Source organism: Amycolatopsis regifaucium, from assembly GCF_001613935.1.
Taxonomy (GTDB): Bacteria; Actinomycetota; Actinomycetes; order Mycobacteriales; family Pseudonocardiaceae; genus Amycolatopsis; species Amycolatopsis regifaucium.
In genome coordinates, this window is record NZ_LQCI01000002.1 from 130640 (window position 1) to 144184 (window position 13545).

The following is a 13545-nucleotide window of genomic DNA, read 5'->3' on the forward strand; positions in this document are numbered from 1 at the left end:
GCCGCCCGGACTGGTCGCCTGGTGGGCCGCGCCTGAAGGAACACACCGGAAAGAGGCCGGTAAGGGCGGATTTCCTTGCTGTACCGGGGCTCTCCCCGTCGACAGGACGATCGACGGAGGCCTGCTGTGCGTCGATCTCCGGCCGGGCGAAGACCACGGCCGTGTCGCAGCGTGACCGAGATTATCGACGAGATCGCCGAGCCGGGGGTGGTGTCTCGCGCTCAAGCGCACGAGACACCACCCCTGGCCATCTCAGCAGGCGTACAGGTTGTTCGGATGCACCGCTTCGCAGTAGCGGACATGCAGATGGTTGTCGTGATTCGGATAGCTGGTCGTCAGGCCTTCGTCGATCAACGTGGGATCGTTGAAGAAGACGAGCTTCACGTGCCTGGGCGCGGCCGCCCGGATCGCTTTGACCAGATCGCGCGTCGCTGCTCGGTCGTAGGTGGACGATCGCCAGGTGATCCGGCCCGCACTGCACTGCGCGCCGTCGGTCCGCACCGGCCACAGGTCGACGTCGAGTCCCACCTGGTGACTGCCGTGCCCGGGGATCGCGCCGCCGTGTTCGAAACCGAAGTCGCCCATCGGGATCTTTCCGCGGCCCGTGGCCGAGAACGTCTTCGCCGCCTGTTCGAGCTGCGCCACCGCGGCGCCGGTGCCCCAGTTGGCCGCTGCCCCGTTCCCGTCGGGGTCCTGATCGCACAGCCCTTGACCGAAGTCGGGATAGTCGTGGTGCCAGACGAGATTCTTCCACGTGGCCGGTCCGGCGATCCCGTCCACGGCGATGCCCGCGTGCTCCTGGAAGGCGCGGACCGCCGTGGTCGTCGCCGCGTCGAACCGCCCGCTGACCGGCAGGCTCAGCCTGCGTTTGGCGTTCAGTTCCACCTGAAGTGCTTTGACCGCCTCGCCGCTGTCGCCCGCCCGGACCGTCGGAGCCAGGGCGGCCCAGGTTTTCGGTCCCGCGATCCCGTCCACGCCGAGGGCTTCGGCCGTCTGGAACGCGCGCACGGCCGCGACCGTGGCGGGATCGAACACACCGGTGGCGGGGACCGCGTGCCCGTGCTGGGCGAGAAGATGCTGTATCGCGAGCACCTCCACGCCTCGGTTTCCGCTGCTCTGGGTATGGAAGAAGGCGTTGCCGTATGCGTGGGCCGGTGCCACGGTGAGGACCGTCGAACCGGCCGACAGCACCAAGACGGCGAGTGCCGCCGCTAATCTGCGCATGGAATTCTCCGGGTTTCGCGGTGGTTTCAGTACGAACAGCCCGAGGTGGGCAGGCTCGACGGCGCGGGAGGTGCGACGCCGTCGTAGATCGCCAGCAGCAACCGCTGCGGGCAATGACTGGTCGAGCCGATCTTGACACCGAAGTGCAGATGCGGTCCAGTCGAGTTCCCGGTGTTCCCCGTGTAGCCGATGAGCTGGCCTGCCTGGACCGTCGCCCCGGACGCCACGGCGTGCTGGGAGAAGTGACAGTAGACGAACCGGGCCCCGTTGGCGGTCAGGACCACGCCCTTGCCGCAGGAACTGTCGTTGACCAGCGCCACGGTGCCGGCGGTGACCGCGAGGGCCCGGGTGCCCGTGCCGACCGGCAGGTCGATCGCCGGGTAGTCGTGATGCGGATCGTCGTACTCACTGCGCGGCAGGGTGGCACGCGAGAGGGGCAGCGACCAGCCCGCGACGGACGGGGTCCCGCCGATGAGCCACTGCCACGTGGTGGCGTCGATGAGCGAGGTCGCGGGGAGCCCGTGCTTGGTCTTGAAGGCGGTCACCGCGCTCGCGGTGCTTGCCGCGAACGTGCCGTCCGGTCTGATCTGGTAACCGTGGCGCACCAACTGGTGCTGCGCGCCCGTCACCGCCTCGCCGGTCGCGCCGGTGTCGAGGTTCAGCACCAGTTTGCTCCAGGTTTTGGGACCCACGATGCCGTCGGCCGTCAGTCCCTGAGCGGTCTGGAACGCTTTCACCGCCGCTTGGGTCTTCGGGCCGACGATGCCGTCGGCGTCGATCTGCGCGCCGCGCTGCCGGAGCAGATATTGCGCCGACGTCACCTCAGGCCCGGTGGAATCACCGCCCACCAACGGCCACGCCGGGGCGGGTGCCGCGTGTGCGGATCCCGCCCCGATCATCACCATGGCCACGACGGTGGCGAGAAAAGTCAGTAGGCGCCGCATGACACTCCTTGCTCGTCCAGGTACGGAGCCGGAACCGTAGAACGCGGATTCCTTGCGCGGAAAGCCTTTCCACGGGCACCAAAACGCTTCCGGCCCTTCGCCACGCGTCGATAACCTCCCGCCCTCGATTCCGGAAGGAGAACCGATGAAACCCACCTGGCGCGCAAGCGTCACCGCGATCGCCTTCGCCTTGCTGGCGGCCGCGACCACGACCACCCCGGCCGCTAGCGCCGACACGGGCTCGCGCACCGTCACCTACCACGGCTATCAGCTCGACGTCCCCGGCGGCTGGCGGGTGGTCGATCTGGCCACCACACCGAGCGCCTGCGTCCGGTTCGACAGCGAGACCGTCTACTTGGGACACCAGGTCGAAGAACCGGACTGTCCGGCGAAAATCGTCGACCGCACGGCAGGCCTGGTGATCGAACCGCTCGCGGACCTGACGCCCGAGCAGGTGCCCGATGGCGTGGTGACCGCGCCGCCGGGGACGGCCACCCCACCACCCGGGACGCCGTCCCGCGAAAACGCGATCCGGGTCGCTGTCCCCGATGCCGGTGTCCTGGTCACCGCGGGACACACCGGCGCGACCGAACTGACCGTGCGCGCGGCGCTGTCCGGGGCACGTCTGGTCCCGGGCGGCGCGCGTGCCATCCTTCCCGCCCGACCGGCGAAAGCGGCCGCGGCGGCGCCGATCGTGGCCCCGGGCAGCTTCCAGGGCAAGGGATTCGAAGCCTGTGCCGCACCCGCACAGGCCACAATGGACGCTTGGCGTGCCTCTCCGTATCGCGCCGTCGGCATCTATTCGAGCGGTGACCTGCGCGCCTGCGCGCAACCCAATCTGACCTCGGCGTGGGTCGCGAACCAGGCCACCCGCGGCTGGCGTTTCATCCTCACCGACGTCGGCAGACAAGCGCCGTGCACCGGCTATCGCCTGAAGATGTCCAGCGACCCCTCGGTCGCGCGGCAACAGGGCCGGGACGCGGCGGCGAGCGCGATCACGGCCAACACGGCGCTCGGCTTTGGCCCCGGAAGCGTGATCTACAGCGACATCGAAGGCTACTCGTCGACCGCGGCGTGCAAGGCCGGCGTGCTGTCCTACGTCAGCGGCTGGACCGAAGCGCTCCACGCGAAGGGCTGGCTTTCCGGCGTCTACACGAGCGCAGGGTCCGGGATCAAGGATCTGGCGAGCGCCTACACGAACACCTCCTACACCAGACCGGACCACATCTGGTTCGCCTGGTGGAACGACAAGGCCGACACCGACACCGGCTCGTACGCACCGAGCACGTACTGGGCGAGCCATCAGCGGATTCACCAGTACGCCGGTGAGGTCGCGGAAACCTGGGGCGGGGTGCGGATCCCCGGTATCGACCGCGACTACCTCGACGTCGGGCCGCGCACGACACTGCCGTGTGACACGGTGAGCCTCGATTTCACCGCTTATCCCAGAATCGCCTCTGGCGCGACCGGGAACCTGGTCAAGGCGGCGCAGTGCCTGTTGGCGCCGAACGCCCGGCCGACCGGGACTTTCGACGAACCCACGGTCGCCGCCACGAAGGCGTTCCAGCAGGCTCACGGGCTCACCGCGACCGGTGAGATCGAAGCGCGCACCTGGACCGCGTTAGTGTCCGCAGGGGACACTCCGACCCTGCGGCAGGGTGCCACCGGAGCTGCGGTGAACCGGCTGCAACGTGCCCTCACCGCCGCGTCCGGCAAAACCCTCGCCATCGACGGCGCGTTCGGGCCGAACACCGAAAAGACGGTCCGCGACTACCAGAGCTCTCGCGGACTGGATGTGGACGGCGTGGTCGGTCAGGCCACCTGGGCCGCGTTGCAGGCAGGACGGTGAGCGCGGTGCCGAACCTTTTCATCGAGCCGAAAACGGTTGTCCACCATCGTTCCCGCTTTCTAGCGTCGTCCATCGTGGCGAAAAAATGGTTTCCCGTATTGGCGGCCGCGGCCGCACTGACCTTCGTGGCCTCCCCGGTGGCCGCCGCACCGATGCCGACGGCACTCGCGGCCACCCCGCAGGCGGACGTGAACGGGGACGGCGTCGCCGACCTCGTGCTGTCCACGGGAGCGCGGCTGACCTACAGCGGCGACACCTCCCTCAAGCCCAACGACCTCGGTGGCTCCGTTCAGGTGCTGCCCGGTGGGGCCACCCTGCCCGGCGCCCCTGCGGCGCTGGTCAATCAGAACGCCGCCGGTGTCGGGCTGGGCATGGAAGCCTCCGACAAATTCGGTGCCGCCCTCGCGACCGGCGACTTCAACCGGGACGGGCTGGCCGACGTCGCGATCGGCAACCCGGGAGAGTCGGTCAACGGACTGGCGAACGCCGGCACGGTCAGCGTCCTCTACGGTCAGCGCACGGCGCCCTATCTCCGTGCCCTTACCGGAGCGCTAGGAACGATCAACCAGGACACCGCGGACGTGCCGGGGGCGATGGAGGCAGGCGACCTGTTCGGCGCCAGTCTGGCCACCGGCGACTTCAACGGGGACGGCTACGCCGACCTCGGCATCGGGTCGCCGGGTGAGGCGATCGAGACGAAGGCACGCGCCGGCGCGGTGTGGATCCTCTACGGCGGGAGCGCCGGTCTCACCGCGCGGAACGCGATCGCGTTCAACCAGGACGATCCGGATCTCGCCGGGGCGGCCGAGGCGGGCGACCTGATGGGGTGGGCACTCGCCGCCGGGGACATCACCGGTGACAAACGCGACGACCTCGCCGTCGTCTCGGCCGGTGAGGTGATCACCGGGACCGCCGACGCCTGGGGCTCGGTCCACCTGCTGCACGGCTCGGCGAGCGGGCTCTCCGCCAAGGCGTCCTCCTACATCAGCGTGGGCAACGCGGCCACCCACGGGAAATGGCGGGGCGCGGTCATCGGCCGCTTCCACGGCGGGGCCAACGCCGACCTGGTGATCCAGGCCGACCGCCGTCGTGGCGGCCCGGCCGGGTCCGGGGCGCTCGTCTCCGTGCGGGGCGGCAACGCCGGCCTGACCACCGCGGTCGAGGTGATCGACCAGTCCGGTGACGCGATTCCGGGCAGCCCCGAGGCGAACGACCAGTTCGGGGGTTCCCTCGCCGTCGGTGACCTCGACGGCGACACCTTCGACGACCTGGCCGTCGGCGTGCTCAAGGAGGACAACCGCACCGGAGCGCTGTGCTTGCTGCGCGGCGGCGCGGCCGGGTTGTCGTCCTTCCCCGCCACCGCGGTCGGCGAGAACACCGCGCCCGTGAACGCCGTCGCGGCCGTTGGCGAGGGTTTCGGATACGGCCTGCGGATCCTCGACATCACCGGGGACGGCAAACCGGAACTGACCGTCTCGGCTCCGTGGGAGGACGGCAGCCCGCAGACCGGAGCGATGTTCGTGCTGAACACCGGGCTGGCGGGCAACGCGCTCACGGTCACCGCGGCCCGCAAGCTCGGCCGCGCCCAGATCGGCACGCCGACCGCTTTCGGGCCGGGGACCCCGTTCGCGGGCAACTCCGCCGTACTGGACGACAACCTGGAAACACCTAAGTAGGGATGGGGAAATGAGCGAGTTCAACCGACGGACCTTCGTCTTCGGTACCGCCGTCACCGTGGGGGCGGTGGCGCTCGGCGGCCGGGCGGGTGCCGCACTGCCTTACCCGTTCAAGCTCGGCGTCGCGTCGGGCGACCCGTTGCCCGACGGTGTCGTGCTGTGGACCAGGCTGGCGCCGGACCCACTGGAGAACGGCAACGGCGGGATGCCGACCACGTCGACCGCGGTGGACTGGGAGGTCGCGACCGACGACAAGTTCACGAACGTGGTCAAGAAGGGCCAGGTCACCGCCCTGTACGCCGACGCGCACTCGGTGCACGTCGAGGTCAACGGGCTGCAACCGGACTACGAGTACTACTACCGGTTCCGCGCCGCGGGGCATATCTCGCCCGTCGGCCGCACCCGCACCACTCCCGCGTTCGACACCTTCGGACGCGACCTGCTGATGGCCTTCACCTCGTGCGCGCACTACGAAGACGGCTTCTACACCGTGTACCGCCGCATGGCCGAGGACCGCCCCGGCCTCATCCTGCACCTGGGCGACTACATCTACGAAACCACCAACGATCCCGACGATCCCCGGCCCCGGCGTCACCGGATCAAAACGGAACTCACCAAACTCGACCATTACCGGCAGCGGTACGCGGAATACAAGATGGACGCCGATCTCCAGGCCGCGCACGCAGTCGCCCCCTGGCTGGTGGTCCCGGACGATCACGAGGTCGAGAACAACTACGCCGCGGGCAAGCGGTCCAACGACAAGCCCTCGCTCCCGGACGGCTGGGCCAAGCGCCGCGCGGACGCTTACAAGGCGTACTACGAGAACATGCCGCTCCGGGGCGGGGCGAAACCGAACGGGGACAAGATCCAGCTGTACCGGCGCGTGCGCTGGGGCAGGCTCGCCACCTTCCACATGCTCGACACCCGCCAGTACCGGAGTGACCAGGCTTGCGGCGACGGCTGGAAGTACTGCCCGGAGGCCGGTGACCCGGCGCGGAGCCTGCCCGGCATCGCGCAGGAGAACTGGTTGCTCGACGGGTTCTCCCAGCGGCAAGGAACCTGGGACGTCATCGGCCAGCAGGTGTTCTTCGCCCGGCGGGCGGACGCGAACGGCGCGTCCGGAATGGACGGCTGGGACGGTTACCCGGCTTCCCGTGACCGCGTCCAGAAGGGCTGGGTCCAGCGCGGTGTCCGCAATCCGGTGGTCCTCACCGGTGACGTGCACCGCGCCTGGGCGAACGAACTCAAGGTGGACTACACCAATCCGGGCTCCCCGGTGGTGGGCACCGAACTGGTCACCAGTTCCGTGTCCTCCGGCGGTGACGAAACGGACACCACCGGCGTCCCCGACCAGGCGGGCAATCCGCACCTCAAGTTCTACTCCAAGCACCGGGGTTACGTCCGCGCGAAGCTGAGCCAGACCAAGATGGACGTCGACTTCCGGGCCGTCAAGAAGGTCACCGTCCGCGGCGAACCCGCGACGACACTGCGCTCGTATGTGATCGAAGAAGGCCGTCCCGGCCTGCAGGCCCCGTGACCGGAGTCCGGGGCCCGGCCGCGAACCGCTCGCGACCGGGCCCCGGACGGTCAGCCCTCCGCCAGGAGCGCGAGCCCGAGCGGGGTGATCGAATGCAGCACGGACTGCCCGTTCTGGCTGCTGCTGATCAGTCCGGCCGCGCGCAGGGTGGCGGCCTGCTGGCTCGCCGTCGGGAGACTGGTCTTCGTGCGGGAAGCCACTTCGGTGGTGGTGCCGGGGCGCTCCCCGATGGTTTCGAGGACCCTGGCCCGTGTCCGGCCGAGCAGGGACGTCAGTGGCCGGTGCGTCGCTCCGTCGCCCGACCAGCCGACCTTGTGCTCGATCGGGTAGACCAGGGTCGGTTCCAGCTCACCGGCCAAAAAGGTCGTCGGCAGTCCCCAGCAGAAGAAGGACGGCGTGAGACACAGTCCTCGCCCGTTCAGGCGCAGTTCGTGCTCGACCGGATAGTCCAGTTCCAGCACGGGATAGTTCCACCGCGCCGTGGGATGTAGCCGGGCGAGCAGCGACTCGCACCCTTCCTCGGTCATCGTCTTCACCTGTCTGGCCCGTTCCTGCTCGACCCGGCCGCACACCCGCACCCAGTACGGGGCGAGGCAGGCCGTGAAGTACCGCTCGACCGAGTCGGCGAGCCGGGTGAGCGTCTCCGGTCTGCCCTCGGCCAGGTCCGCGGTCCACGAGGGAAGGCGCCGGCTTCCGGCCAGCACGGCCAGATCCGCCCGAAGCCGTTTCTTCGGGGTGCGACGCAGCGCTTCCAGCCCTTCCGCCAGCGAGAGGTTCCGCAGCGTCGGGGTGATGAAATCGACCGCGTAGCCGGATTGGGCGGCAAGGTCGGCCAGCGGCCGGGTGGTGACGTGTGCCGCCTGCGCCACCGATCTTCGCCATTCTTCGAAGATGACCCCGCCTTCGCGGCCTCGCAAGCGGTACATGCTGAGCAGGATCTCCCACATCGGCTGCGGTGCCGCGCTGATCCTGGTCCTGGCCAGATCTTCGGGAGTGAAATGGATCCTCAGCACGGACATCTCCTACGAGAACCGCGCTCCCGGTAATCGAAAACAAGCACAAGCGACATGAATCCCCCTGAAATGCAACCCAATGCCGCCAGGCACCGGACAGAAACCACGGCACCTGGCAGAACCCCCTTGCGACACTCGATGTTAGGGGATCCGAGGCGTTCCCCGACACCACCGAGGGCACAAATACCGCGTAGGACCAATTTCGCCTACCGCCAGGGTTGACCCGCCGACCACCCTTTGGGGTAGGCGAAAACCTTTGCCACTCCCCGTCTCGTACGCCGATGCTGAAGCCATGCGAACCACAGCCGCGAGCGTCCTCGCCGCCGTCTTGGTCCTTTGTGGACTTCTCCAGCCGATACCCCGGCTCGCCCACGCGGAACCGGATCTCCAGTCCGCCGGGCATCCCACCGCCGATCTGCAATTGACCCGCGACGACATCCTGACCAGAGCGAAGAGCTGGATCGACGAGCGGGTGCCCTACAGCCAGGAAGCCAAGCACACCAATCAGTACGGCACCTACCGGCAGGACTGTTCCGGGTACGTGTCGATGGCCTGGGGGCTGAAGACCGCGCACTGGACGGGCGACATCATGCAGGTCGCCACCCGGATCGACAAGAAGAACCTCCTGCCGGGTGACAGCCTGTGGGTGCATTCCAGTGCCCACCAGCACATGGCGCTGTTCATCCGGTGGGCGGACGCCGCGAAGACGCAGGCGGTGGTGTGGGAGGAGTACCGATCGGGGACGGTCGCGTCGCAGCGCACGTGGTCGGCCGATCGGACGGCGGGGTTCACCGCGATCCGGTACCGCAACGTCGTCGAAGGCGACGCCAAGACCTGCGCGGCGGTGAGCCTGGACCACCCGCGCTACCCCGAGATCGGCCCGGCCGCGACGGGGAACCTGGTCAAGGCCGCGCAGTGCCTGCTCACCGGCGCCGGATTCCCCACCGGCGCGAACGGCCCCACCGGCACCTTCGACGCGACGACCGCCGACGCCGCGAAACAGTTCCAGGCGAGCGTCGGCCTGCCGTCACTCGGCAAGGTGGACTCGCACACGTGGACGGCTTTGCTGGCGCGGGGCACGACGCCGCAGGTTCAGGACGGTGCCTCCGGAGACGCGGTGCTGCGCCTTCAACGCGCGCTGAACGCCGCACTCGACGCGGGCCTCGAACTCGACGGCCGGTTCGGCCCGAACACCACCACGGCGGTGAAGCGATACCAGAGTGCGCAAGGCCTCACCGCCGACGGAATCACCGGGCCGAAGACCTGGGCGGCGTTGCAGGCGGGCAAATGAAAATCCACCGTAGACAGAGAAGAGACGTGCGATGCGGCTGAAGACGGCAGCACTGGGGATGGCGATGATGGTCGTCTGCGGCCTCGCGGCGGCGAACCAGGCGAGCGCGGTCACGGCCGCTGATCCGACCGGGGCCGAGTTGAGCGCGGTGGTCGCGAACTGCGCGCAGCAGGTGTCCGCCGGGAAGTACGCCGAGCGCAGCGGCGGCACCCGCACGGTTCCCGTCTGCGCGACCGGCGGCGCGGTGCACTGGCGGTCCGGGATGACGGTCGATTGCGACGGGCAGCGCACCGAGAAGTGCAACGCTTCGACCGATCCCTCCTGGCAGGGGCAGACCGCGTGGTCGCAGCCGGACGGCAAACCGCTCAACGCCGAGAAACTGCCCTACATCGTGGTCCCCGGGATCAGCTCCACCTGGAGTTACGCCCGCTCCGGCATCACCGGTGGCACTGTCGCCGCGGTCGTCTATCAGGGCAGGGTCGCCTATGCCGTGGTGGGCGACGTCGGCCCGGCCGGCGCGATCGGCGAGGGTTCCTATGCACTGGCCAAGGCGCTCGGTATCAATCCCGACCCGCGTTCGGGCGGGGTGTCGGGCAGGGTCGTCGACTACATCGTCTTCCCCGGTGTCAAAGCGTCGCCCATCCACGACGCCGTCGACGCGGCCACCGAGGGCAAACGAGCCGCGACCGAGCTGGTGTCCCGCTCCCGCGGTTGCGCGAACGTCGGCGTCGACGGCCCCTATCCGCGACTCGAGCCCGGCGTCACCCGGCCTGAGGTGAAGACGGCGCAATGCCTGCTCCGGGCCGCCGGACAGGACACGGGTGCCGGTGACCCCAGCGGTGTCCTGGATCCGGCGACCGTGTCCGCGCTGAAGCGGTTCCAGGCGCAGGTGGGCCTCGCAGAGGCGGGCTCGGTGGACTCGCACACCTGGACGGCGCTGCTGGCACGGGGCGCCACTCCGCAGCTTCAGGACGGTTCGTCGGGTGAAGCCGTTTTCCGGCTGCAACGGTCGCTCAACGCCGCCACGGCCGCGAATCTGACCGTCGACGGCAAATTCGGCACCAAGACCACCACGGCCGTCAAGGGCTACCAAGCCTCCCGGGGGCTCGATGCCGACGGGATAGTCGGCGCGAACACCTGGCGGGCCCTGCAAACCGGGCGATGAACTGTCCTGAGGCTTCCGGTCTCGTCGAACCGGAAGCCTCAGGCACCCGGCCTGACGAGACCGGACTCGTAGGCCAGTGCGACGATCTGCGCGCGACTGGAGAGGCCGAGTTTCGTCATCGCGCGGTTCACGTGCGTCTTCACCGTGGACTCGCTCACCACCAGCTCGCCCGCGATACCGCCGTTGGTCATCCCTTTGCCGACCAGGCGCAGCACCTCGGTCTCCCGCGCGGTGAGGCAATCCAGCTCAGGTCCGCGCGCGGCGGCAGGCCGATCCGGCCGGTTCGTATAGGCCTCGATCAGGCGCCGCGTGACGGACGGGGCGAACAGCTGCCCCCCCGCCGCGATCGTGTGGATCGCGGCGACCAGCCGTTCCGCACGGACGTCCTTGAACAGGAAGCCCGAGGCCCCCGCGCGCAACGCCGCGTACACGTATTCGTCCAGGTCGAACGTCGTCAGCACGAGCACACGTGTCGGACGATCGCTTTCCGCGGCGAGGATGCGTTCGGTCGCGACCACCCCGTTCGTGCCCGGCATCCGGATGTCCATCACCACGACGTCGGGCCGCAGCCGCGCCGCCAGGTCCACCGCCTCCTGTCCGTCGGCGGCCTCGCCGACGACGGTGATACCGGGCGCGGCCCGTAGCAGCGCGACAAATCCGGCACGGACGAGATCCTGGTCGTCGACGACCAGCACTTCGATCATGAACCGACTCCCCCAGCCGCCAGCGGGAGCACCAGCGTCACCACGAAACCCCCCTCCGCGCCCGCGCCCGCCACGAGTGTCCCCCGTACAGTTCGGCACGCTCACGCATGCCGATCATGCCGTGTCCGGAGCTCTCCTGGAACCGCTCGGAGCGGCCGTCGTCGGCGATCCGGACCGACACTTCCTCCGCGCCGTAGGTCAGCGACACCCACGCCCTCGCCGGACGGGCATGCTTGACCACGTTGGTCAGCGCCTCCTGCACGACACGATAAATGCAGAGTTCCACCCCGTCCGGCAGCGAGCGCACCCTCCCCCGCACGGAGATCTCGACGTGCACCCCGGCGGCGCCGACTCTCGCCGCCAGGTCCTCCAGTCCCGCCAACCCGGGAGCGGGTACGAAGGTGTCGTCGTCCTCACCGGACCGCAGCACCGTCAGCATGCGCCGCAATTCGTCCAAGCCCTCGCTGCTGGTGCGGCCGATGACATCCAGCGCCGTCCGGCTGGCCGCCGGATCCGACTCGAACACGTATCGCGCCATTTCCGCCTGTACCGCGATGACCGACATGTGATGGGCGACGACGTCATGCAGCTCGCGTGCGGTGCGGACCCGTTCCTCCGTCACGGCCCGCCGCGCCCGGTCTTCCTGCTCGCGGCGCAGCTGCCCGGTCAGTACCCGCAGCTGGCCGTTGCGCTGGGCCAGCCGCCCGGCGTTGGCGCCGAAACCCCACGCGACACCGGTCAGCAACACGCTCTGGAACACCGCCGTCCCCGTCGAGCCGATCAGCTGGGACTGGCAGGCCGCGTAGGTCTCGCCCGCCAGCGTGGCCGCGGCGCACACCGCCGTCACCGGAAGCGACCGGTGCGCGGCGACGGTGTACAGACCGAGCAGCAGCGCCAGCGCGCTGACGCCCGGCCAGTACCCGGGCACCAGATAGCCGGCCCATCCGGCCAGCAACAGGACGAAGACCCCGAGCGGCGCCCGGCGTCGAACCGCCAGCGGCGCGTTGACCAGCACACTGAGCACGACACCGGTCGCGTCGAACGGCCTGAACCCCGGGAGATCGACGGCGAAACCCGCCTGGACCGTGAACCCGATCATGAACACGGCGAGTACCGCGTCGGCCACCGCGGGGGCGATCTTTCTCAACCAGGTCGGTGGGCGCACACGGAACGATAGCCGTCGAAGCGACCGCGGCGCGTCCGGCTCCGGGACGACATCCCTACCGCACAGGTTGACTTCCGATCGGCTCGGAACGGCGCGACCGGCCCCGCTACCCGCCCTCAGTGATCTAGTCCGCGTCAAGCAAGGACAGGTGGATGAACACGGGCTCAACGGGCGAACCCGCCTGCCCCGACGGGTGCCCGATAGCCATGGAAGCGCGTCGACGACCCCTGCGATCGTCGGGGTGAGGGCAGGTGGCACCTGTGACGTACACACGCTCGGCCGCGTGCCGAGGCTGCCCGGCACGTTCATCGTCAAGGCACGGAAGGGATCAGTCCATGGCTGTGCAAGTTGATTTCACGCAGTGGGGGGTCATCGCGTTGGCCCCCGGCCAGGAAGAGTGGAGATGGTTCACCTGGAACTTCGACGGGGACCACTGGTCGAGGATGAGCATCGTCCCCACGGCCTGGTCTCCCGCCAACGGCTCCATCCAGATCGTCGAGGAGTGGGCGAAGAACAACACGTTGTGGGTTCATCTGCGCAACAATGGATCCGACTACGTCTATTACCAGCCCACCGCCGTCACGGCCCCGAGCCGGTAATAGGAGGAATCGATCATGGCCAGAATCGACATCGTCCATGACGCACAGGGCAACGTGCTCGGGTTCAGCGTCCCCGCCGAGGACGAGGCCACCCAGACGGGTGTCAGGGCTCAGGAAGGCCAGACCGTGACCCCTGTCGAGATCCCGGGCGATCCGGCGGAGGACCCACACGCGTTCGCCGCCGCCGTGCACACCCAGCTGCGCGGTCGCCTGCAGGACTGAGCTGGTCCGCACAACGCTGACCTCGAACCTTGAGCAGCGTCAACCGGGCCTGAACGTCCGGGAGACGGCCGTCACCGGCCGTCTCCCCGGGCCGCACCGCGGCGATGGACGTCGTTCCGCCGTGAGAAAAACCGTGAACGGTACTCATTTGCGTTG

12 protein-coding genes are annotated in these 13545 nt (G+C 69.0%); 7 read left to right on the forward strand and 5 right to left on the reverse strand.

What is annotated here, in order from left to right:
- Positions 1-252: 252 nt before the first annotated feature.
- Both AVL48_RS01640 and AVL48_RS01645 read right to left on the reverse strand, forming a co-directional pair.
- Positions 253-1224, reverse strand: a complete 972-nt coding sequence (locus AVL48_RS01640; protein ID WP_061986388.1) for a penicillin-insensitive murein endopeptidase — start codon at positions 1222-1224, stop codon at positions 253-255.
- Between the two features lie 26 nt (positions 1225-1250).
- Positions 1251-2168: a peptidoglycan-binding protein gene (locus AVL48_RS01645; RefSeq protein WP_061986391.1), complete on the reverse strand. Its 918-nt coding sequence runs from the start codon at positions 2166-2168 to the stop codon at positions 1251-1253.
- 145 nt (positions 2169-2313) lie between these two features.
- Here AVL48_RS01645 and AVL48_RS01650 point away from each other — a divergent pair, with 145 nt between their 5' ends.
- From AVL48_RS01650 to AVL48_RS01660, 3 genes are all read left to right on the forward strand, one after another.
- Positions 2314-4017: a glycoside hydrolase domain-containing protein gene (locus AVL48_RS01650; RefSeq protein WP_061986393.1), complete on the forward strand. Its 1704-nt coding sequence runs from the start codon at positions 2314-2316 to the stop codon at positions 4015-4017.
- Positions 4018-4091: 74 nt separating this feature from the next.
- Positions 4092-5693 carry an FG-GAP repeat protein gene (locus AVL48_RS01655; protein ID WP_143104764.1) on the forward strand — a complete coding sequence of 534 codons (1602 nt, stop codon included), beginning with the start codon at positions 4092-4094 and terminating at the stop codon, positions 5691-5693.
- Between the two features lie 10 nt (positions 5694-5703).
- The gene (locus AVL48_RS01660) at positions 5704-7230 is read left to right on the forward strand and encodes an alkaline phosphatase D family protein (protein ID WP_061986398.1); all 1527 of its coding nucleotides are present in this window, start codon (positions 5704-5706) and stop codon (positions 7228-7230) included.
- Positions 7231-7280: 50 nt separating this feature from the next.
- Here the strand turns inward: AVL48_RS01660 and AVL48_RS01665 are convergent, their stop codons facing one another.
- A complete protein-coding gene (locus AVL48_RS01665) occupies positions 7281-8243 on the reverse strand; it encodes an ArsR/SmtB family transcription factor (protein ID WP_063816571.1) in 963 nt (320 codons plus the stop codon).
- Between the two features lie 292 nt (positions 8244-8535).
- Between AVL48_RS01665 and AVL48_RS01670 the strand changes: the two genes are divergently transcribed.
- Complete coding sequence (locus AVL48_RS01670) at positions 8536-9534, forward strand: peptidoglycan-binding domain-containing protein (RefSeq protein ID WP_061986402.1); 999 nt, start codon at positions 8536-8538, stop codon at positions 9532-9534.
- 31 nt (positions 9535-9565) lie between these two features.
- Positions 9566-10699, forward strand: coding sequence for a peptidoglycan-binding protein (locus AVL48_RS01675; RefSeq protein WP_061986404.1), 1134 nt, complete (start codon positions 9566-9568; stop codon positions 10697-10699).
- Between the two features lie 38 nt (positions 10700-10737).
- Here AVL48_RS01675 and AVL48_RS01680 read toward each other — a convergent pair whose 3' ends face one another.
- A complete protein-coding gene (locus AVL48_RS01680) occupies positions 10738-11403 on the reverse strand; it encodes a response regulator (RefSeq protein WP_177242296.1) in 666 nt (221 codons plus the stop codon).
- Positions 11404-11440: 37 nt separating this feature from the next.
- Positions 11441-12568, reverse strand: a complete 1128-nt coding sequence (locus tag AVL48_RS01685; protein WP_158070231.1) for a sensor histidine kinase — start codon at positions 12566-12568, stop codon at positions 11441-11443.
- 335 nt (positions 12569-12903) lie between these two features.
- On the opposite strand from AVL48_RS01685, the gene AVL48_RS01690 reads away from it, so the two are divergent.
- Together AVL48_RS01690 and AVL48_RS01695 are read left to right on the forward strand one after the other, a co-directional pair.
- The gene (locus tag AVL48_RS01690) at positions 12904-13167 is read left to right on the forward strand and encodes a hypothetical protein (protein ID WP_061986408.1); all 264 of its coding nucleotides are present in this window, start codon (positions 12904-12906) and stop codon (positions 13165-13167) included.
- Between the two features lie 15 nt (positions 13168-13182).
- Complete coding sequence (locus tag AVL48_RS01695; protein WP_061986410.1) at positions 13183-13389, forward strand: hypothetical protein; 207 nt, start codon at positions 13183-13185, stop codon at positions 13387-13389.
- The last annotated feature ends 156 nt before the right edge of the window (positions 13390-13545 follow it).

Bases quoted from the DNA above. Each gene is read 5' to 3' on its own strand.
- AVL48_RS01690 (WP_061986408.1), top strand. From the start codon at position 12,904: ATGGCTGTGCAAGTTGATTTCACGCAGTGGGGGGTCATCGCGTTGGCC.
- AVL48_RS01695 (WP_061986410.1), top strand. From the start codon at position 13,183: ATGGCCAGAATCGACATCGTCCATGACGCACAGGGCAACGTGCTCGGG.
- AVL48_RS01675 (WP_061986404.1), top strand. From the start codon at position 9,566: ATGCGGCTGAAGACGGCAGCACTGGGGATGGCGATGATGGTCGTCTGC.
- AVL48_RS01640 (WP_061986388.1), bottom strand. From the start codon at position 1,224: ATGCGCAGATTAGCGGCGGCACTCGCCGTCTTGGTGCTGTCGGCCGGT.
- AVL48_RS01645 (WP_061986391.1), bottom strand. From the start codon at position 2,168: ATGCGGCGCCTACTGACTTTTCTCGCCACCGTCGTGGCCATGGTGATG.
- AVL48_RS01660 (WP_061986398.1), top strand. From the start codon at position 5,704: ATGAGCGAGTTCAACCGACGGACCTTCGTCTTCGGTACCGCCGTCACC.
- AVL48_RS01680 (WP_177242296.1), bottom strand. From the start codon at position 11,403: ATGATCGAAGTGCTGGTCGTCGACGACCAGGATCTCGTCCGTGCCGGA.
- AVL48_RS01670 (WP_061986402.1), top strand. From the start codon at position 8,536: ATGCGAACCACAGCCGCGAGCGTCCTCGCCGCCGTCTTGGTCCTTTGT.
- AVL48_RS01650 (WP_061986393.1), top strand. From the start codon at position 2,314: ATGAAACCCACCTGGCGCGCAAGCGTCACCGCGATCGCCTTCGCCTTG.